Source organism: Zhihengliuella salsuginis (genome assembly GCF_014651715.1).
Classification (GTDB): Bacteria; Actinomycetota; Actinomycetes; order Actinomycetales; family Micrococcaceae; genus Zhihengliuella; species Zhihengliuella salsuginis.
In genome coordinates, this window is sequence record NZ_BMXK01000009.1 from 110,742 (window position 1) to 130,218 (window position 19,477).

18 protein-coding genes are annotated in these 19,477 nt (G+C 71.8%); 9 read left to right on the forward strand and 9 right to left on the reverse strand.

Going from position 1 to position 19,477, the window contains the following annotated elements:
* The first annotated feature begins 42 nt into the window (after nt 1–42).
* On the forward strand, nt 43–543 hold the full coding sequence (locus IE069_RS11320; RefSeq protein ID WP_189350568.1) for a prepilin peptidase: 501 nt from the start codon (nt 43–45) through the stop codon (nt 541–543).
* A 3-nt stretch (nt 544–546) separates the two neighbouring features.
* Here the strand turns inward: IE069_RS11320 and IE069_RS11325 are convergent, their stop codons facing one another.
* From IE069_RS11325 to IE069_RS11335, 3 genes are all read right to left on the reverse strand, one after another.
* Nucleotides 547–1,962 carry a class II fumarate hydratase gene (locus tag IE069_RS11325; protein WP_189350569.1) on the reverse strand — a complete coding sequence of 472 codons (1,416 nt, stop codon included), beginning with the start codon at nt 1,960–1,962 and terminating at the stop codon, nt 547–549.
* Nucleotides 1,963–2,065: 103 nt separating this feature from the next.
* Complete coding sequence (locus IE069_RS11330) at nt 2,066–2,692, reverse strand: carbonic anhydrase (RefSeq protein WP_189350571.1); 627 nt, start codon at nt 2,690–2,692, stop codon at nt 2,066–2,068.
* Between the two features lie 55 nt (nt 2,693–2,747).
* Nucleotides 2,748–3,326 (reverse strand): DUF4245 domain-containing protein, encoded by a 579-nt coding sequence (locus IE069_RS11335; protein WP_189350573.1) that lies wholly within the window; start codon nt 3,324–3,326, stop codon nt 2,748–2,750.
* A gap of 54 nt (nt 3,327–3,380) precedes the next feature.
* Between IE069_RS11335 and glpX the strand changes: the two genes are divergently transcribed.
* Entirely contained in the window at nt 3,381–4,460 is a 1,080-nt protein-coding gene (glpX, locus tag IE069_RS11340) for a class II fructose-bisphosphatase (protein ID WP_189350575.1), read from the forward strand.
* A gap of 9 nt (nt 4,461–4,469) precedes the next feature.
* Here glpX and manA read toward each other — a convergent pair whose 3' ends face one another.
* The 4 genes from manA to IE069_RS11360 form a co-directional block, all read right to left on the reverse strand.
* On the reverse strand, nt 4,470–5,756 hold the full coding sequence (gene manA / locus IE069_RS11345; RefSeq protein WP_189350576.1) for a mannose-6-phosphate isomerase, class I: 1,287 nt from the start codon (nt 5,754–5,756) through the stop codon (nt 4,470–4,472).
* Between the two features lie 41 nt (nt 5,757–5,797).
* Entirely contained in the window at nt 5,798–7,492 is a 1,695-nt protein-coding gene (locus IE069_RS11350; protein ID WP_189350579.1) for an LCP family protein, read from the reverse strand.
* A 10-nt stretch (nt 7,493–7,502) separates the two neighbouring features.
* Nucleotides 7,503–8,042 (reverse strand): 5-(carboxyamino)imidazole ribonucleotide mutase, encoded by a 540-nt coding sequence (gene purE / locus IE069_RS11355; protein ID WP_189350581.1) that lies wholly within the window; start codon nt 8,040–8,042, stop codon nt 7,503–7,505.
* A gap of 64 nt (nt 8,043–8,106) precedes the next feature.
* Nucleotides 8,107–9,267: a 5-(carboxyamino)imidazole ribonucleotide synthase gene (locus tag IE069_RS11360; RefSeq protein WP_189350583.1), complete on the reverse strand. Its 1,161-nt coding sequence runs from the start codon at nt 9,265–9,267 to the stop codon at nt 8,107–8,109.
* Between the two features lie 188 nt (nt 9,268–9,455).
* On the opposite strand from IE069_RS11360, the gene IE069_RS11365 reads away from it, so the two are divergent.
* Nucleotides 9,456–9,998: a GtrA family protein gene (locus IE069_RS11365; RefSeq protein WP_189350584.1), complete on the forward strand. Its 543-nt coding sequence runs from the start codon at nt 9,456–9,458 to the stop codon at nt 9,996–9,998.
* A 17-nt stretch (nt 9,999–10,015) separates the two neighbouring features.
* Here the strand turns inward: IE069_RS11365 and IE069_RS11370 are convergent, their stop codons facing one another.
* On the reverse strand, nt 10,016–10,753 hold the full coding sequence (locus IE069_RS11370) for a TIGR03089 family protein (protein ID WP_189350586.1): 738 nt from the start codon (nt 10,751–10,753) through the stop codon (nt 10,016–10,018).
* Between the two features lie 307 nt (nt 10,754–11,060).
* On the opposite strand from IE069_RS11370, the gene IE069_RS15660 reads away from it, so the two are divergent.
* The 3 genes from IE069_RS15660 to IE069_RS11385 all read left to right on the forward strand — a co-directional run bounded on the left by IE069_RS15660 (nt 11,061) and on the right by IE069_RS11385 (nt 16,680).
* Nucleotides 11,061–11,609: a WhiB family transcriptional regulator gene (locus IE069_RS15660; RefSeq protein ID WP_229791103.1), complete on the forward strand. Its 549-nt coding sequence runs from the start codon at nt 11,061–11,063 to the stop codon at nt 11,607–11,609.
* Between the two features lie 68 nt (nt 11,610–11,677).
* Nucleotides 11,678–15,028, forward strand: coding sequence for a glycosyltransferase family 2 protein (locus tag IE069_RS11380; RefSeq protein WP_229791115.1), 3,351 nt, complete (start codon nt 11,678–11,680; stop codon nt 15,026–15,028).
* Nucleotides 15,025–16,680, forward strand: coding sequence for a DUF5719 family protein (locus IE069_RS11385; RefSeq protein WP_189350588.1), 1,656 nt, complete (start codon nt 15,025–15,027; stop codon nt 16,678–16,680). The genes IE069_RS11380 and IE069_RS11385 overlap by 4 nt, the downstream gene beginning before the upstream one ends.
* Here the strand turns inward: IE069_RS11385 and IE069_RS11390 are convergent.
* On the reverse strand, nt 16,677–17,207 hold the full coding sequence (locus IE069_RS11390; protein WP_189350590.1) for a metallopeptidase family protein: 531 nt from the start codon (nt 17,205–17,207) through the stop codon (nt 16,677–16,679). The two genes, IE069_RS11385 and IE069_RS11390, sit on opposite strands and share 4 nt — an antisense overlap.
* A gap of 69 nt (nt 17,208–17,276) precedes the next feature.
* Here IE069_RS11390 and IE069_RS11395 point away from each other — a divergent pair, with 69 nt between their 5' ends.
* The 3 genes from IE069_RS11395 (at nt 17,277) to ahcY (ending at nt 19,472) form a co-directional block, all read left to right on the forward strand.
* On the forward strand, nt 17,277–17,714 hold the full coding sequence (locus tag IE069_RS11395) for a DUF3499 domain-containing protein (RefSeq protein WP_189350592.1): 438 nt from the start codon (nt 17,277–17,279) through the stop codon (nt 17,712–17,714).
* 80 nt (nt 17,715–17,794) lie between these two features.
* Nucleotides 17,795–17,968, forward strand: a complete 174-nt coding sequence (locus IE069_RS11400; RefSeq protein ID WP_189350594.1) for a Trm112 family protein — start codon at nt 17,795–17,797, stop codon at nt 17,966–17,968.
* A gap of 34 nt (nt 17,969–18,002) precedes the next feature.
* On the forward strand, nt 18,003–19,472 hold the full coding sequence (gene ahcY / locus IE069_RS11405) for an adenosylhomocysteinase (RefSeq protein ID WP_189350595.1): 1,470 nt from the start codon (nt 18,003–18,005) through the stop codon (nt 19,470–19,472).
* Nucleotides 19,473–19,477: the final 5 nt, after the last annotated feature.

Consider the following 19,477-nt stretch of genomic DNA (forward strand, 5'->3'; position numbering starts at 1 on the left):
TCGAGGTCCCGGCGTCACCGGGCGTGCAGTAGCGTGAGCAGCATGGTCTCCGTGTTCTCCGCGTACGCGCCCAGCCCCCTCGCCGTGTGGCTGCTGGCGCTCGCCGTCGTCGCCTACGTGTTCACCGGCACCCGACTGGCGATCCTCGACGCCCGCACCCACAAGCTGCCCAACCGGATCGTCGGCCCCTGGTATCCGGTGGCCGCCGGACTGCTCGGCGCGGCGGCCGTCGTCGCCGGTCACGGCGGCGACGCCTGGCGGATGCTCGCGGGCGGGGGGATCCTGTTCGGCGTCTACCTGCTGCTGCACCTGATCCAGCCGAAGGGCATGGGCATGGGCGACGTGAAGCTGTCCGGCGTCCTCGGCTTCTACCTGGGTCTGACCAGCTGGGAGCACCTGCTGCTGGGAACGTTCGCCACGTTCCTGATCGGCGGCATCTACGCGGGGGTGCTGGTGGCGGCGAAGAAGGCGACCACGAAGTCGTCGATCCCGTTCGGGCCGTTCATGATCGTCGGCACGGCGGCCGCCCTCCTCATCGGGTAGCGGCTACCCGTTCGGCCCGGTCATGGTGGTGACGTCCAGCGCCGCGTCCAGCTGCTCCTCCGTGAGCTCGCCGCGCTCCACGAAGCCGAGGGCCAGCGCGGCCTCCCGGACCGTGAGCGACTCGGCGACCGCCTTCTTCGCGATCGCCGCCGCGTTCTCGTAGCCGATGAGCTTGTTCAGCGGGGTGACGATCGACGGGCTGGCCTCCGCCAGGAAGCGGGCGCGCTCCTCGTTGGCGGCGAGGCCGTCGATCATCTTGTCCGCCATGAGCCGCGTGGTGCTGGTCAGCAGCCGGATCGACTCCAGCAGGTTGGCGGCCATCACCGGGATGCCGACGTTCAGTTCGAAGGCGCCGTTGGTCGAGGACAGGGCGATGGTGGTGTCGTTGCCGATGACCTGGGCGGCGACCTGGATCGCGGCCTCGCTGATCACGGGGTTGACCTTGCCGGGCATGATCGAGCTGCCCGGCTGCAGGTCCGGGATCGCCAGCTCGCCGAGCCCCGTGTTCGGGCCCGAGCCCATCCACCGCAGGTCGTTGTTGATCTTGATCAGCGAGTAGGCGATGGTGCGCAGCTGGCCCGACGCCTCGACCAGGCCGTCGCGGTTGGCCTGCGCCTCGAAGTGGTTGCGGGCCTCCGTGATCGGCAGACCCGTGTCCTCGGCGAGCAGGGAGATGGCCTTCGCTGCGAATCCGGCCGGCGTGTTGATGCCGGTGCCCACGGCCGTGCCGCCGAGCGGGACCTCGGCGACGCGCGGCAGGGAGGCCTCGATGCGCTCGATCCCGTAGCGGATCTGGGCCGCGTATCCGCCGAACTCCTGGCCCAGGGTCACCGGGGTGGCGTCCATCAGGTGGGTGCGGCCGGACTTCACGACGGCGGCGAACTCGTCGGCTTTCCTCTCCAGCGAGACCGCGAGATGTTCGAGGGCCGGGATCAGGTCGGCCGTCAGGGCGCTGGTCGCGGCGACGTGCACGGAGGTCGGGAACACGTCGTTGGAGGACTGGGACGCGTTCACGTGGTCGTTCGGGTGGACGCTCTTGCTGCTGCCGGCGCCCTGCAGGAAGCGGGTCGCGAGTTCGGCGAGGACCTCGTTGGTGTTCATGTTCGAGCTCGTTCCCGAGCCCGTCTGGAAGACGTCGATGGGGAAGTGGGCGTCGAACTCGCCCGCGGCGACCCGGTCGGCGGAGGCGATGATCGCGTCCGCGACGTCGCGGTCGATCACGCCGAGCACCGCATTGGCCCCGGCCGCGGCCTTCTTCACGCGGGCGAGCGCCTCGATGTGCTTGCGTTCGAGCCGTTTTCCGGAGATGGGGAAGTTCTCCACGGCGCGCTGCGTCTGCGCGCGGTAGAGGGCGTCGGCGGGGACGCGCACCTCGCCCATGGTGTCGTGTTCGATCCGGTACTTGTCACTGGTGGTCATGCCCCAACCGTAGACCCGCCGGCGCGGGCGGCACCAGAGGCCCCGTCACAGGGTCCCGCGGTGCCGCCCACACGGATGTGTGACGCGGGCGACGCCGCCGGTGTCAGAGGGAGCCGTGTCCGGAGACCAGCTCCGCTTTGCCCTCGGCCAGACGGTAGGTCACGCCGATGACGGCCGTCCGGCCGGCCTCGACCGCGTCGGCGAGCGTCCGTGAGGACTCGACCATCCGGGCGGTCGTCTGCTTGACGTGCTCGACGACGGTCTCGTTGATGTCGGTGATGCCGGCCCGGTCGGCGGTCAGGACGCTCGGGGTGATGCGCTCGACGAGGTCGCGGATGAAGCCGGGCGGCATGACACCCGAGTCGTAGGCCTCGCGGGTCGCCGTCACGGCGCCGCACGAGTCGTGCCCCAGGACCACGATGAGCGGCACGTCGAGGACGGCCACGGAGTACTCGAGCGACCCGAGCACGGCGTCGTCGATGACCTGACCGGCGGTGCGGACGACGAAGACGTCGCCGAGCCCGACGTCGAAGATGATCTCGGCGGCGAGCCGGGAGTCGGAGCAGCCGAAGATGACGGCGAACGGGTTCTGGGCGTTCACGAGCTCGTCGCGCCGCGCGGCGTTCTGGTTCGGGTGGGCGGTGTCGCCGGCGACGAAGCGGGCGTTGCCCTCCTGCAGGAGCTGCCAGGCCTCGGCGGGGGTCAGCGCGGTATTCTTCACATCAGACATGGCTCCCAGATTACCGGCCGGCCGCCCGTGCGCGGATTTCCGTGACTGCGCGTCTCTAGCGCGGCTCCAGAACGGCCAGCGCCGCCGCCTCGAGGGTCTCGGGGCCGGAATCGCTGGAGAGCAGCACAGTCGTCCCGTCCACGGTGCCGACAAGCGTCACCTGGGGCGCGCCGTCGTCCTCGCGCACCGAGCGCTCCTCCCACGTGGTCCCGCCGATCTGCCGCTGTCCGGTCACGGGGGCGGACTCGGCGTGCTGCGCGATCCAGGTGGGGTTCGCGGCGTCGGTCTGCTTGAGCCAGACGAAGCCCTCCTGGTCCGTCACGTACCCGGCCTCCCAGTAGGCGACGCCGTCCGTGCTGCCGGCCTGCCAGCGGGCGAAGTTGGGGTACCAGCCCTCGGGCATGTCCGGATCGAGGGGCGCGAAATCCGCGGACTGCGCCGCCTGGGCGGCCACCGCGGAGACGTCCACGTCGGGTTCGAAATTATTCTCCTGGTTGAACGGGTTCATGAGCATGACGGGGATCACGACCGCCAGGGTGAGCAGCACCGAGATCACCATGCCCTTGAGGGACTGGTTGGCGCGCTTGGCCTGGGATTCGGTCAGGATCGGCTTGGGAAGCTGTTCGTCACTCACTTAACTATTGTGACTGATCCTCGTCCGCGTGGGCGACGCCGGGTCGGACTCGATATGATCGAATCTGCGGGGAGCGCCCGCAAACCTATCTCAAGGACGAGGACCGTAGTGACTGAAGACACGAATTTCGCCCAACTGTCCCCACGACTCTCGCTCGGCGACGCCGAGCCGGACCGCAACCTCGCACTCGAACTGGTGCGCGTGACCGAGGCGGCGGCGATCGCCTCCAGCCCGTGGGTTGGCCTCGGGGACAAGAACGCGGCAGACGGCAGCGCGGTCGACGCGATGCGCTCGCTGCTCTCGACGGTGAACTTCAACGGCGTCGTCGTCATCGGCGAGGGCGAGAAGGACGAAGCCCCGATGCTCTTCAACGGCGAGCACGTCGGCAACGGCGGCGGCGGGCCGGAGGTCGACGTCGCGGTGGATCCGATCGACGGCACCCGGCTGACGGCCCTCGGCATCAACAACGCGCTCTCCGTCCTGGCCGTCGCCGAGCGCGGCTCCATGTTCGACCCGTCCGCCGTGTTCTACATGGACAAGCTCGTCACGGGCCCCGAGGCCGCCGACCTGGTGGACCTGCGCCTGCCCACGAAGCAGAACCTGCACCTGATCGCCAAGGCCAAGAACAAGCCGATCAGCCAGGTCACCGTGTGCGTCCTGGACCGCCCGCGCCACCAGGGCCTCATCGAGGAGATCCGCGCGGCCGGCGCCCGCACCAAGATCATCCTCGACGGCGACGTCGCCGGCGCGATCGCCGCGACCCGCGAGGACACCGGCGTCGACGCGCTGATGGGCGTCGGCGGCACCCCCGAGGGCATCGTGACCGCGTGCGCCATCCGCGCGCTCGGCGGCGTCATCCAGGGCCGGCTGTGGCCGCAGGACGACGAGGAGAAGCAGCGTGCGATCGACGCCGGCCACGACTTGGACCGCGTCCTGACGACCACGGACCTGGTCACCAGCGACAACTGCTACTTCGCCGCGACCGGCATCACCGACGGCGACCTGCTGCGCGGCGTCCGCTACAAGGACAACACGATCCGCACCCAGTCGATCGTGATGCGCTCCAAGTCCGGCACGATCCGCTTCGTGGACGGCGAGCACCAGGCCCGCAAGTGGGAGCCCTACACCCGCTGATCGGAGCGGCTATCCCGCAGGCGGCGGCAGGGTCACGGCGAAGGCTGTGGCGCTGCCGCCGTCGTCGTCTCCGAACCCTGTCCGGGCGCTCTGCGCCAGGCGCGCGACAACCGGTGCCGCCGTCGCGGGCAGGAAGACGGACTCGCCGCGGTCGACCATGACGTCGCCGGTCGGCGAGTCGAGCACGAGCGCGCCCGCGGTCACCAGCACGACGGCGGGGCCGCGCTGGCCGACGGGCACGTCCGCTCCGGGGCGCACGTCGAGGACCTGGAGCTCGAACTCGTCGAAGCCGGGCCGGTAGACGCGCTGGCCGAACTCGGTCTCGACCGGCTCGACGTAGGGGACCGGCAGCGGACGGAAGTCCACGGTGGCGAGCAGCTCGGCGACGTCGACGTGCTTCGGCGTCAGCCCGCCGCGCAGCACGTTGTCCGAGCTGGCCATGACCTCGATCCCGAGCCCGCGCAGGTAGGCGTGGACGTTCCCGGCCGGCAGGGCGATCGCCTGCCCCGGGCGCAGCGTCACGTGGTTCAGCAGCAGTGAGATGAGCACCCCCGGATCGCCCGGGTAGTGCCCGGCGAGCGATTCCAGCTCGGCCAGCCCGGGATCGAGGTCCGGCGGGCCGGGCTGCAGCAGTGCGACGGCGCCCGGCGCCTGGTCGACCAGGTCGCGGATGGGCGGTGGGACGTCGCGTTCGCGCCCGCCCAGCAGCGCCGTGAACGCGCCGGCCAGGTCGCCCCCGTCGAGGAGGGCGCGGATCCGCTCCGCGGCGCCGCGGGCCGGTTCCGAAAGGCCTTGCGAGGCGGCCAGCCGGCCGAAGAGGGCGGACGAGACGCGGGGCTCGCGGAAACCGCAGAGGGCCGTGAGCTCGGTCAGTGCCAGAAGCATCTCCGGCTTGTGGTTGTCGTCCTTGTAGTTGCTCTCCGGCGCGGCCGGATCCAAGCCGGCGGCCTGCTGGGCGGCGAAGCCGGCGCGCGCCTGCTCGAGCGTCGGGTGCACCTGGAGCGACAAGGGGGCGGCGGCGGCCAGCACCTTGGCCAGGAACGGCAGCCGGCCGAAGCGTGCGCCGGCCTCCTCGCCGAGGCGCGCGGCGGGATCGGCGGCGATGAATTCGTCGAGGCGCGGGGCGCCGTCGTGCTGGGCCCCGTCCGCGCCGCGCAGACGCGAGGGGGCGCCGGGGTGGGCGCCGATCCACATCTCGGCCTCCGGGCCGCCGGAGGGGGCGCGGCCGAGCAGCGAGGCGATGAGATCCGTGTCCCCCCACGCGTAGTCCCGGACGGTGTTCTCGAGGTGGTACAAAACGCCTCCTTGGAGCCGGTCCTCACGGTGCGGGGGAGCGGTCAGGTCGTGCATTCGCTGTTGTTGGACGCGATCAGCTCGAGGAGCCCGGTCTGGCCGGTCTGCTCCAGGTAGATCAGGTACTCCTCGGTGAGCGGCGAGCCGTCCGGCTGCGTGGTCGGGGCCTCCGCGGCCCAGCTCTCGATCGCCTCCGACTCCTTCGACGCGTCGGCGCCGCTCGAGTCCTCCGGGGAACCGCCGCCGTCCGTCCCGCCGTCAGCAGTCTCTCCGGAGCCCGAATCCTCGGCGGGCGCGGCCGAGTCCTCCTCGGCGGCCCCGTCGTCGTCGGGCTCCGGCTGCTCCTCGGGTGCCGGCTCCTCGGCGTCGCCGGAGGCCGTGAGCAGGAGCTCGTCGACGCGTGCGGTGATCTGGTCGAAGTCCGGGTACGTCGAGAACCTGTCCGCGCTCGTGCCGAAATCGGGGGCGCCGAGGGTGAGGCGCTCGAACGGGGTATCGCGGGCCTTGTCCGCCAGGTTCAGGAAGCTGCCGAGCTGGTCCTGCGGGATGTTGGTCTCCACCAGCTGCTCGCCGGCCGACATGATGTCGCCGAACCGGGTCAGCACGGTCTGCGGGTTGAACTGCTTGATCATCGCCTGCTGCAGGCACTGCTGCCGGCGGATGCGGTGGTAGTCGGTGGTGAAGTAGCGGGAGCGGGCGAACCACAGGGCCTCCGCCCCGTCCAGGTTCAGCTCGCCCGGCTCGAACCAGCGGGTGCGCACGACCATGTCGTCGCGGGGCGGGCCGCGGAAGGGAACCCACCCGCCCGACTGGACGGTGACGCCGCCCATGGCGTCGATGAACTGCTCGAACCCCGCCATGTCGACGAGGACGTACCCCTGGACCGCGACCCCGGTGATGCCTTCGGCTGCGTCCATCATGGCCTCGGCGCCGGCGTTGGCCCCCTCCGGGTAGAGGTCGGCGTGGTTCTGCTGGACCGTCGGGTAGAGCGCGTTCAGGATGCACTCGTCGCCGCAGTCGTAGCCCGTCGGATAGACGTCTTTGAGGGGGGAGTCGTCCGGGAACGGGGCGTTCTGGAAGTTGCGGGGGAAGGAGATGACCGCGGTCTTGCCGGTCTCCGCGTCGACGCTGAAGAGCATCATGGTGTCAGGGCGCAGGCCCGTGCGGTTCTCGCCGGCGTCACCGCCCATGACCATGATGTTGTAGCGGCCGTCGACCGGTTCCATGTCCGGGCCGGAGGCGAAGACGTTCTGGATCGTGTCGCGGCCCGTGTTGAGCACGAAGGAGCTGTACCCGAGGGCGCCGGCGGTGCACACGAGGGCGAGCACCGTGGTGCCGACGAGGACGGCCCGGGCACCCGGCGCCAGCAGGGTCGGGCGGATGATCGCGAGGGTGTTGACGAACAGCAGCAGCCATCCGACGGCCAGGAGGAGCAGCACGATCGCGAGCGTGAGCTGGATCCCCGGCCGGGCGAGTACCGAGATCAGAATCGCCCGGTTGAGCACGAAGACCGCGGCGGCGACGATCAGCAGGGCCCAGCACGCCAGGGTGACGACGAGGGCGCGGCGGCCGACCTTGCGGTTGCCGGCGACCACCTGGGCTCCGCCGGGCACGAAGATCGTCAGCAGCAGGAGGAAGAACGCACGCTTGGTGCGGACCGGGGCGGGCGCCTGCTCGGGGTTGCGGACGGGATCGGTGAGACGGCTGCCGGGGTTCGGCGGGTTCGTTGAAGGCTGCATGGGGTCCCGGCTACCGCCCGTCGACCGGCCGTTGTTCGGCGATCTTCGCGCGGAGTGCGGCGCCCTTGTCCATGGCGATCCGGCGCAGGTCGGCGGAGAAGTCGACGAGCTTCGACCGCAGTGCCGCGGCCTCATCGCCTTCGCCGGAGGCCAGCATGCGGGCCGCCAGCAGGCCGGCGTTGCGGGCTCCGTTGATCGAGACGGCGGCGACCGGGACGCCGGCGGGCATCTGGACGATCGAGAGCAGGGAGTCCATGCCGTCGAGCGTCTTCAGCTGCACCGGGACGCCGACGACCGGCAGGGGGGTGACGGAGGCCAGCATGCCCGGGAGGTGGGCGGCGCCCCCGGCGCCGGCGATGATCACGCGCAGCCCGCGTTCGTGGGCCGCCTTGCCGTATTCGATCATGTCCTCCGGCATCCGGTGCGCGGAGACGACATCGGCCTCGTAGGTGATGCCCAGCTCGTCGAGGGCCTCGGCGGCGAGTCGCATCGTCGGCCAGTCGGAGTCGGACCCCATGACGACGCCGACCAGTGGCTGCGTGGTGCTCATGCTCAATCCTTCGTTGTTGGACCGGCCGTGGTGACGGTGGCCGGCCTGCGGAGTCGGGAGGTGCCTACTGCCCGTCACGGATGAGGGCGGCGACGCGGTTCGCGCGCTCCCGGAGGGACCCGATGGTCTCCCCGGGTTCGGCGACGACGTTGACGTGCCCGATTTTACGGCCCGGACGCACGGACTTGCCGTAGGCGTGCACCTTGGCGCGTGGCTCGGCGGCCAGGGCGGCGGCGAACATCGAGTAGAGGTCCTCGTTCGCACCGCCGAGGTAGTTCTTCATCACGGTGCGCTCGCCCAGCGGGGTCGTGTCGCCCAGCGGCAGGTCGAGCACGGCGCGCAGGTGCTGCTCGAACTGGCTCGTCACGCACCCGTCCATCGTCCAGTGGCCGGTGTTGTGGGGGCGCATCGCCAGTTCGTTGATGACGAACCCGGCGCCGTGGCCGGGGGTCTCGAAGAGCTCGGCGGCCATCGCCCCGGTCACGCCGAATTCGCGGGCGATCGTCAGCGCGGCCTCGCGGGCGGCCTTCTCGACTGCGGGGTCGAGCTCCTCGGCGGGGGCGATGACCTCGTCGCAGACGCCGTCGACCTGGATGGTGTGCACGACGGGCCAGGCGCTCGCCTCGCCACCCGGGGTGCGGGCGACCATGGCCGAGAGCTCGCGGGAGAAGTCGACCTTCTCCTCGGCGAGGAGGGCGTCGAAACGACCCGAGTCGAACCAGTCTGCGCAGTCGTCGGCGGCCGCGGCGGAGTCGACGATGCGGACGCCCTTGCCGTCGTAGCCGCCGCGGGGCGTCTTCAGGACGACGGGCCAGCCGGCCTTGTCGCCGAAGGCGACGAGGTCCGCCACGGAGGAGACCGCCGCCCAGCGCGGGTTCGGCAGCCCGAGCCGCTCGATGGCGCGGCGCATGACCAGCTTGTCCTGGGCGTGCACGAGCGCGCCGGGACGGGGCTGGACGTTGACTCCCTCGTCGATGAGGGTCTGGAGGTGCGCATTCGGCACGTGCTCGTGGTCGAAGGTGACCACGTCCTTGCCGCGGGCGAACTCCCGCAGCGTCTCCAGGTCCTTGTAGTCGCCCACGGGAGCGGAGGACACCGCCTTCACCGCGGACACGTTCGGGCCCTCGGCCAGGACATGCAGATCGAAACCAAGGTGGACTGCTTGCGGGGCCATCATTCGGGCCAGCTGTCCACCACCGACAACGCCAATCACAGGAAAACTCACCCGCCCAGCCTACCGAAGGCGACGGCCCGGGCCCGCCCGGTGACGTACGACACCGGGGATTCGGCCCGGATTCACAGAAAACGTGCAGTGGACGCCCCTAGACTGTTCGCTAACGTGCCCTCCGGCTGTCACGATGGTCCACCCACCGCGGCAGGGTCCCGGTCGGGCGACCGAATGCGTGGAGGAACATGTTCAACGGACTCGTCGATCGCGTCCAGGGCCTCGTCTCGATGCTCTGGCGCGAGGTCATGAAGTTCGGCGTCGTCGGGGCGGCGGCGTTCGTCGTCGACACCGGCATCTTCGTCTGGCTCATGGGCGGCCCGATGACCGGTTCCGAGGTCAAGGCCAAGATCGTCGCCGGCGTGGTCGCCACGTTCTTCTCGTGGGGCGCCAACCGCTACTGGACGTTCCGCCACCGCCGCCAGGCGAACATCGCCCGGGAGCTCGTGCTGTTCCTCGTGATGAACGCGATCGGACTCGGCATCGCCGCGGCCTGCGTGTGGGTGACCAAGTACATGCTGCACCTGACGGACACCACCAGCCTTTTCATCGCGGGCAGCGTCGTCGGCCTGATCCTCGGCACGATCTTCCGCTTCTTCGCATACCGCTTCTGGGTGTTCACCGCGGAACTGGACGAGGAGCCGGAGTTCGCCCACGACCACGAGCTGCTGCACCACCAGGAGCAGGGCTCCGCGGCCGACCTTCCCGCAGCAGGCGGCCGGGGCGCCTGACGTCCCGTCCGGCGCGCCTAGACGCGCCGGACGGCCCGCTCCTGGGCGAGCAACCGCTCGCTCGCCTCGACGCCCCGTCCGAACAGGACCAGGGCGTCGCCCTGCTTGAACAGCACGACGGCGGCGCGCAGCGCGGCGCCCAGCGCCGGCTCGTCCCCGGAGGCCTCGTGCTCGTCGGCGACGAACGCCGCGGTGCCGGTCGCGCCGGCCCGCTCCGGGGCCAGCAGCTCGCCGAACGTCGTCGTGCCGCAGCTGGTGGACAGCGCCTCGGCGTCGGCAGCGACTTGCTCGGGGAAGGCGACGTCGGCGAAGCTGCGCACCTCGGCGGCGTAGTCGAGGGCTCCGGCCGGCAGCTCCGCCCCGAAGTCCAGGGCCAGGGAGCCGAGTGCGACGGCGAGGATCTCGTCGGCGACGACCTGGTCCGGCGCGTCCGTCACCACGACGTCGGCGGCCGTGCCCGCCGCCTCGGCGGCCTCGACGACGCTCACGCGGGCCCCCAGCTGCCACGCGGCGAAGGCGAGGGCCAGGGTCTTCCAGTGGGCCGGGGCGGCGAAGGCGACGGAGGTGCCGGGGCCGGCGTCGTACTCCTCCGCGAGGAGGTTGGCCGATTTGGCGACCCAGTTGTCGAAAACCCGCCCGGAGAGCTCCACGCGCTCGCCCGGGGCCCCGTGCCAGACGAGCAGGGGGGAGGCGCTGGCGCGCAGCGGACCCAGGATGGACTCGACACCGTGCAACGGACTGTTCTGTGACGACATCGGAAAACTCCTCGTGATGCTGTGAAAACCCTGAGAATCCGCGGAAGTAGCGTCTACCGTGGTCTGGCGGGCATTTCGCCCGGCGTGGCGTGCGACGACACGCAGTCATGTGGTCTATAAAATCACCCGCCCGCTTGACGGAAGGCGAGTTACACAAGTGTAATTAGATCCGTGGAACACTTATGAGCTTCCCTCATACGTTCTCACGACATGACTCGCACTCGAGTTGATGGCCAAGGCGCCCCCGTGCGCCAGCAGCACATACGAGAAGCAAGTACAGCCGAACAGCACGTCGAAGGGCTCAACAATGGGGACACCAGAACGCATTCACGAGCACAACACCAGCCAGGCGCAGGCCTCCAAGCACTACGGCTCCCGAGGGGTGCCCGCGGATTGGTTCCTCGATCCGGCGGACGACGCGGCGGCGGAACGCTTCCGAGAGGCCTCGAACTTCAAGCTCGAGGACCAGGCGACCGCCTTCCTCGCCGCGCACCAGGCCGACGAGCCCGAGCCGGCCGTCGAACCCGCCGAGGGCCTCGTCGCCCCGGTGCGCGAGCTCCCGGTCGAGAAGGACGCCGAGAGCGCCCCCGACCGCGGCCTCTGGCTCAACCTGCTCGGCTACGAGGAGGACGAGGGCGAACTCGGCTGGCAGACCGAGGCACTCTGCGCGCAGACCGACCCCGAGGCCTTCTTCCCCGAGAAGGGCGGATCGACCCGCGACGCCAAGAAGGTCTGCGGCGCGTGCAACGTGCGTTCCGAATGCCTCGAATACGCTCTGTCCAATGACGAGCGCTTCGGGATCTGGGGCGGGCTCTCCGAGCGCGAGCGCCGCCGCCTGCGGAAGCGAGCGGTCTAATTTACGAGCACGTCCGCGTCACCGCCGTCGTCGCGACGCGCGACGGTGCCGCTTTCCTCCCCCGAACGCTGGAGGCGCTGACCCGCCAGTCCCGCCCGGTCGACCGGTTCATCGGCGTCGACGCCGGATCCCGCGACGACTCCGCCGACCTCCTGCGCACCCACCTGCCCACGGACGCGACGATCGTCTCGACGTCGGCGCACGGCTTCGGCCACTCCGTCGCGGCCGGTCTCGAGTCCGGCCCGGAACCGTCCGAGAACCCCGCCGGCGAGTGGATCTGGCTGATCCACGACGACGCCGCGCCCGCAACCGACGCGCTGGAGCGGCTGCTCCAGGCCGTCGAGGCGAGCCCGTCCGTGACGATCGCCGGCTGCAAGCAGCTCGACGCCGACCGGCCGCGGCACCTGCTCGACGTCGGGTTGTCCATGAGCCGGACCGGCGAGCGCCTGACGATGGTCGAACCCGACGAGCTCGACCAGGGCCAGCACGACCGCCGCTCCGACTCCTTCGCCGTCAATTCGGCCGGACTCCTGATCCGCCGCGACGCCTGGGAGGCTCTCGACGGCTTCGACCGCGCACTGCCCGGGATCGGCGACGACCTCGACCTTTGCTGGCGCAACCGGCTCGCCGGCCACCGCGTGGTCGTCGTGCCGCAGGCCCGGATGTACCACGTCTCCGACGCCGTCAAGCACCTGACCGGGCCGGTCGCGGCGCGCCGGTCGCAGGTCTACCTGCGGCTCAAGCACGCGCCCCTGCCGCTGGTCCCGTTCCTCACCGTCTACGCCGTCCTCGGCGGCATCGGCCGCTTCCTGGCCGCGCTGGTCACGAAGGACCCCGGCCACGGGGTCGGCCAGCTGGGCGCCTCGCTCGCGGCCGTGCTGAGTCCCGTCAGCCTCTTCTCCTCCCGGCGCTCGGCCGCGCGGACCCGCAAGCAGCGCCGCTCCGCGGTCGCGGCGCTCATGACCGGCCGCCGCGACGTGCGCGAGCACAAGCGCCACCTGCTCGCCGGGTCCGAGCCCGAGCCCGCCGGCGAGGAGCCGATCGCGCACAGCGAGGCCTCCAACCCCTCGGGCGACGACCGCGACGACTTCGCGGCCCTGGCCACCCCGAACCGGACCAGCCCCGCCGTCAGCGCCCTGATCGCCGTCGCCGTCGCCGTGGGTCTCTCGCTCCTCGGTCTGCGCCACCTGATCGGCGCGCAGGCACTGACCGGCGGATCGCTCCTGCCCGTCTCCGGACGGCTGGGCGAGATCTGGGCCAACGCGACCGGCTGGTGGCAGGCCACCGGCAGCGGCACCGCGGGTGCGCCCGACCCCTTCGACTACGTCCTGACCCTGATCGGGGCCGCGGGCGGCACCAACCCGAACACCGCCGTCACCGTCTTCGTCCTCGCGGCCATGCCGCTGGCCGCGCTCTTCGCGTGGCTCGCCCTCGGCGCTGTCACCGGCTCCCGCGGCATCCGCATGTTCGGCGCCGTCGCCTACGCGATCGCCCCCGCGCTGCAGGTGGCGCTGGGCAGCGGCAGGCTCGGCGCCGTCGTCGTGCACGTTCTGGCCCCGCTGGTCGCGCTCGGCGTGATCCGCAGCATCGGCGGCGCCCGCCGCCGCGGCCTGAGCACCCTCGACGACGACGACCGCGCAGGGGCGCGGCCGGGAGTCGCCGGAACCGTCTCGTGGACGGCCGCGGCCGGCGCGGGGCTGGCCCTCGCGCTCGTCGTCGCCGCCGCTCCGGCGCTCCTGCTGCCGGCAATCGTCCTGATCGCCGTGGTCGGCGCGTCCGCCGGCCGCCGCGCCAAGACCCTCTGGTGGATCCCGCTGCCGGCCCTGGCCGTGATGGCCGGGCTGGTCGTCGCCGCGTTCACCAACCTGCGGGTCCTCCTGGCAGATCCCGGCGTACCGCAGGCGTTCGACGCCGCGCCGTCGTGGCAGCAGCTGCTCGGTTTCCCCGTCAACCTCGACACCGCGTCGCCCCCGGCCGGCCTTGACCTGCTGCCGGCCGGCGTGCCCTGGCTCGTGGTTGCGGCGGTCCTCGTGGCCCTGCCGGGCCTCGTCCTGGCGGTTGTCGGCGTGCTGGTGCCCGACCGCGCCGGCTGGACCGCGCGCGGTGCGATGGCCGCGGTCCTGGTTCTGCTGGCCGGGGCGACCGCCGCCCAGCTGGTCGCCACGGGCATCGATTCGGGGGCGGTCGTCACCGCCTTCACGGGGCCCTTCGTCTCCGGCGTCGTCCTGGCTCTGCTGCTGGCCGCGGCCGTCGGGGCCGGCCAGTTGCGCTTCCGCGCGGCACCCGGCCGTGCCGCCCCGGCCCGTCCCGGGCGGGCCGTCCGCGCCGGGCTGTCCGCGGCCGGCGTCTTCGCGACCGTCTCCCTGCTCGTGGCGGGGTCCGGCTGGATCGCCGGCAGCGCCGGCTACGGCGCTGAGTCGCAGGTCGCCCCGACGGCCCCGCGCAGCCTCCCGGCCACGGCCGCCGACCGCGGCCAGAGCCCCCTCGAGGCCCGCACCCTCGTCGTCACGCAGCGGGAGGGCGGGGTCATGGAGACCGCGCTCATGAGCGGGGCGGGCTCGACTCTCGACTCGGTCTCGGCCGTGGCGGAGGCGGATCGCTACTTCGGGCCCGTGCTCGAGTCTCAGCGCAGGGAGGACGACGACGCCACCACCGCCCTGCGCGGAACCGTCGCCTCGATCGTGTCCGGCCAGGCGATCGATCCGCGCGAGGACCTGAGCGCCCTCGGCGTCGACTACGTGGTGCTGCGCAACGTGGACTCCTCGGGCGACTACGCCGCGTCGCAGATCGACGTCGTTCCGGGCCTGGCCTCCGTGGGCAAGACCGACGCCGGCTGGCTGTGGCGCGTCGAGCCCGTGCAGGTGGCGGGCGCCGAGGGGTCCGGTGATTTCACGGCCCGCGTGCGGATCGTGGACCGCAACCTGCAGAGCAGGCACCTGATCGCCTCCGAACGCGGCGAAGTCTCCGCGCAGGACGTTCCGAGCGGCTCGGACGGCCGGCGCGTCGTCCTCGCGGAACGCGCAGCGACGGGCTGGTCGGCGACCTACGACGGCCGCCCGCTGCGGTCGACGACGCTCGGCTGGGCCCAGGCATTCGAGCTGCCGGCGGAGGCCGGCGAACTGACCGTCGAGTACTCCGATCCGTGGGCCATCCCGGTCGCGACCCTGCAGGGGCTGGTGCTGCTCATCGCGGTGCTCCTCGTGCTGCCGGTGCGCGCCCGGCGGCGGGCCGCGCTCGCGCAGCCGCGCTGGCGGACCACGGACCACATCGCCGACGAGCCGGAGCCCGCACCGGATGAAGCGGGCGCAGAGCACGACTCGGGCGCGGCCGAGGCGCCGGCCGAGCCGTCGGCAGCCGAGGACGAGCCGCAGGCGCAGGCACCGCAGCCCGACGCGACGACACCGGAGGAGCAGCGATGAGCGACGCACCAGAGCAGACCACCAGCCGGGCCGCGCAGCGCGGCCCCGAGGTCGTCGAGGGGCGCCGCGCCCGGCGGGCCCAGCGCCGACGGATCCAGAAGATCCTCGCCGGCTCCGTCGGCGCCGTGCTCGTCCTCGGGGCCGGCGGCGGCGTCGCCGCGGCGGGGATCTTCGGTGTGCCCAGCGCCGCCGGGGACCTCGGCATCACGCGGTCCGAGGTTCCGGCCGGCGAGGCCGTGTTCTCCTGCCCCCCGGTGCCACGCGTGGTGGAGGGCAGCACGGCGGAGGGAACCGATCCCCAGTTCGCCGCCGACTCGGAGTCGGCCGAGTCCGCACTGCGGGCGGCCGTGGTCAGCGACGCCGCCGAGCGACTTCCCGGCAGCGCCATCACGACCCTGGAGGGCGAGGACATCGAGCGCCTCGCCCCGCAGATCGACCCGGCCGAGGCCGAGGAGGCGGCAGGTGCAAGCGCCGACGGCTACAGCGGGCAGCGGGCCACGGTGCGCAGCGGCGTGGACGAACCGGACTGGGCCGTCCTGCGCGCGCAGCCGCTCGGCGGGCTCAAGTCCCTGGCCGGGCAGAGCCGCGCCTACCAGGCCGAAGACGGCGACCTGGCCGGCTTCGCCGCCTCGACGTGCCGGCCGCCGTCGAACGACCAGTGGATCACCGGCGCCTCCACCGAGGTGGGGCGGACGGGCCTGCTGATGCTCGCCAACCCGTCCGCCTCGGCGGCGACGGTCAATCTCGACGTCGTCGGTTCGACGGGCCGCGCCGACGCGGGCAACCTGCGCGGGATCGTCCTCGGGCCCGGGCAGACGAAGAACATCGTGCTCGCCGGCTTCATCGCCGACGACCCCTCCGTCAGCGTGCGCGTCCGGTCCACGGGCGCACCGGTGAACGCCGTCGTGCAGCAGTCCGTGCTGCGCGGGCTCACCCCCGGCGGCGTCGAGTACCTCGAGGCGGGCGAATCCGCCGGCCCCGCACAGGTGGTCCCCGGCGTCATGGTGCCGGAGGAGTCCAACCTGCCCGCAGACGACGTCGCCGACGCCCGCCCCGAACTGCAGATCACGAATCCGGGCTCGCGCGAGGCCGAGGTGAACGTGCGGATCTTCCGGACGAGCGGCGAGGTCGACGTGCCCGGCGGCGCGACGGTGACCGTGCCGGCCGACTCCGTGGCGACGCTGCCGCTCGACGGGCTGGGGGAGGGGAGCTACACGGTCGCCCTGCAGTCGGACGAGTCGGTCGTCGCAGGTGCTCGTTCGGTGCGCGGCACCGAGGAGTCCGGACTCGACTTCGGCTGGGCGGCGTCGGCCAAGCGTCTCGGCAACCAGCACCTGCTGGCCGTGCCGCAGCTGGCCCCCGTCCATCTCGTCTTCGGCTCGGCCGGCGGAGCCTCCGAGGTGACGCTGCGCCCGATCGCCGCCGACGGCGGCATCGGCGAGGCCTCCACGATCGTGCTCGACGGTGCCACGACCAGGACCTTCGCCCTGGACGACCTCGAACCGGACGCCGTCGCCGTCCTGATCGACGCTTCCGGCGAAGCGGTCTTCGGGGCGCAGCTCGTGCTCGCGAGTGGCAACGGGATCTCCATCCCGTCCATCCCGCGGGCGAGCGAGGGCCAGCGCAGCATCGCCGTCGACGTCACGCGTTAGGGTCCGCGCAGGTTGCTGCGGCCGTAGGTCGAGTCGACCTGCTCGGGACTGAGGTTCAGCAGCTCGGCGACGAGCTCGATCACCACATCGTGGACGAGCTCCGGCAGTTCGGCGGGGGAGGGCGAGAGCTGCTCCACGGGCTGCCGGTAGACGACGATCTGCTGCAGCCCGGCCACGTCGCGCTCCCCGGCCGACGTGTCGACCGTCTGCGGCCTGACGCGGAGGCTGCGCCCCAGCGGCGGGGACTCGCCACGGGCGGCGGCCCGGTCCAGGCCGTCCTTCTCCGGAGCGAAGGACACCATGAACTGGATCCCGGCCACCCGCGTGCCCTGCAGCTGCTCGAGCCGCATGCTGGACTCGGCGACCAGGTCCTCGAACCGGTCCTGGCGCGTCCTGGACCCCGGCAGCGACGGCGGCATCATCGGCCCCCGCATGCCGCGGCCGTGCCTGTTTCTCCGGCGCCGGCTGAACCCCCGGTCGCCGCCGGGGCGGTGCTCGGGACCGGAATCGAACGTGAATGAACCCATCTGACGAGCCTATCCCGCCCGCCGTGCCGGTCCACCGTTCCGTCGCCGGAGGCGGTAGGGTGGGGGCTCGTGGGATCAAATCGTCTGTGTTCGCGTACGGGCTGCCAGCAGCCGGCCATCGCTACTTTGACGTACGTGTACGCCGACTCCACGGCGGTGCTCGGCCCGTTGGCCACGTACGCGGAGCCGCACTGCTACGACCTCTGCGCGATCCACGCCGGCCGCCTCACGGTGCCGCGCGGCTGGAACGTCCTGCGGCTGGAGATCCCCGACGCCCCGCGCGTCGCCCCCGACGAACTCTCCGCCCTGGCCGACGCCGTCAGCGAACGGCCCGGAACCCCCGGCCGCGAGAACGCCGCGCCGCCGTCGGACGCGGCGGAGACGGCGGACGAGGACCACCGCACGTGGGGCCAGGCACTGACCCCGCCGGAGGACGCCGGCGTCGACGGTACCCCGCAGCCGGGCGAGAAGCCGCGCCTGCGCATGCTGCGCGAACCCAACCAGTAGAGCCCCGGCGCGCGTCGCGGTGTGACGCGCGCCGCCGCGCGGGGGCACGCGGCGCGCAGCCGACGACCTAGACTGGGGCCATGTCCCACATCTCTGCCGACCTGCTGAAGATCCTGCGCTGCCCGGTCACCGGTTCCACGCTCGAACGCCGCGGCGACGAACTGGTCTCCGCGCGGACCGACGACGACGGCGAACGCATCGCGTACCCGGTGCAGGACGGGATCCCCGTGCTCCTGCCGCCGACCGCATCCTGATTCCCTCTCTCACCCCATCCACGGAAGAGGCCCCATGACATTCGAGTACAAGATCGCCGACATCTCCCTCCACGAGGCCGGGCGCCACCAGATCCGCCTCGCCGAGCACGAGATGCCGGGCCTGATGAGCCTGCGCGCCGAGTACGGCGCGGCGCAGCCGCTGGCCGGCGCCCGCATCGCCGGTTCCCTGCACATGACCGTGCAGACCGCCGTGCTGATCGAGACCCTCGTGGCGCTCGGCGCCGAGGTGCGCTGGGCGAGCTGCAACATCTTCTCCACGCAGGACGAGGCCGCGGCCGCCGTCGTGGTCGGCCCGGCCGGCAGCCCCGAGGAGCCGCGCGGCGTCCCCGTGTTCGCGTGGAAGAACGAGTCCCTCGAGGACTACTGGTGGACCGCGGAGCAGATTCTGACGTGGCCCGGCGCCGAGAAGGACCCGGCGCTCGGCCCCAACATGATCCTCGACGACGGCGGCGACGCGACGATGCTCCTGCACCAGGGCGTCGAGTTCGAGGCCGCCGGGGCCGTGCCCGAGCCCGGTGAGGACGACCCGCACGAGTACACGATCGTGCTCGCCCGCCTCCGCGCGTCGCTGGCGGCCGACCCGCAGAAGTTCACGCGCCTGGCCCCTGGCATCAAGGGCGTCACCGAGGAGACCACCACCGGCGTCATGCGCCTCTACCAGCTCGCCGAGGCCGGCCAGCTGCTCTTCCCGGCGATCAACGTCAACGACTCGGTCACCAAGTCCAAGTTCGACAACAAGTACGGCATCCGCCACTCGCTGCCGGACGGCATCATGCGCGCCACCGACGTGCTCATCGGCGGCAAGGTCGCCGTCGTCTGCGGCTACGGCGACGTCGGCAAGGGCGCGGCCGAGGCCCTGCGCGGCCAGGGCGCCCGCGTCGTTGTCACCGAGATCGACCCGATCTGCGCGCTGCAGGCCGCCATGGACGGCTACCAGGTCGCGCACCTGGACTCCGTGATCGGACAGGGCGACATCTTCATCACCACCACCGGCGGCAAGGACATCATCATGGCCGCCGACATGCTGAAGATGAAGGACAAGGCGATCGTCGGAAACGTCGGCCACTTCGACAACGAGATCGACATGGCCGGGCTCGCCGCCATCGACGGGGTGCGCAAGGTCGAGATCAAGCCGCAGGTGCACGAGTGGGTGCTCGACGCGGGGACCGCCGCCGCACGCTCGATCATCGTCCTCTCGGAGGGCCGCCTGCTGAACCTGGGCAACGCCACCGGCCACCCGAGCTTCGTCATGTCGAACTCGTTCGCGAACCAGACGATCGGCCAGATCGAGCTCTTCACGAAGGACGGCACCGGCGAGTACGCCAAGGACGTGTACGTGCTGCCGAAGATCCTCGACGAGAAGGTCGCCCGGCTGCACCTCGACGCCCTCGGAGTGGAGCTGACGGAGCTCAGCGGCGAGCAGGCCGCCTACCTCGGCCTCGACGTCCAGGGCCCCTACAAGGCCGCGCACTACCGCTACTGAATCCA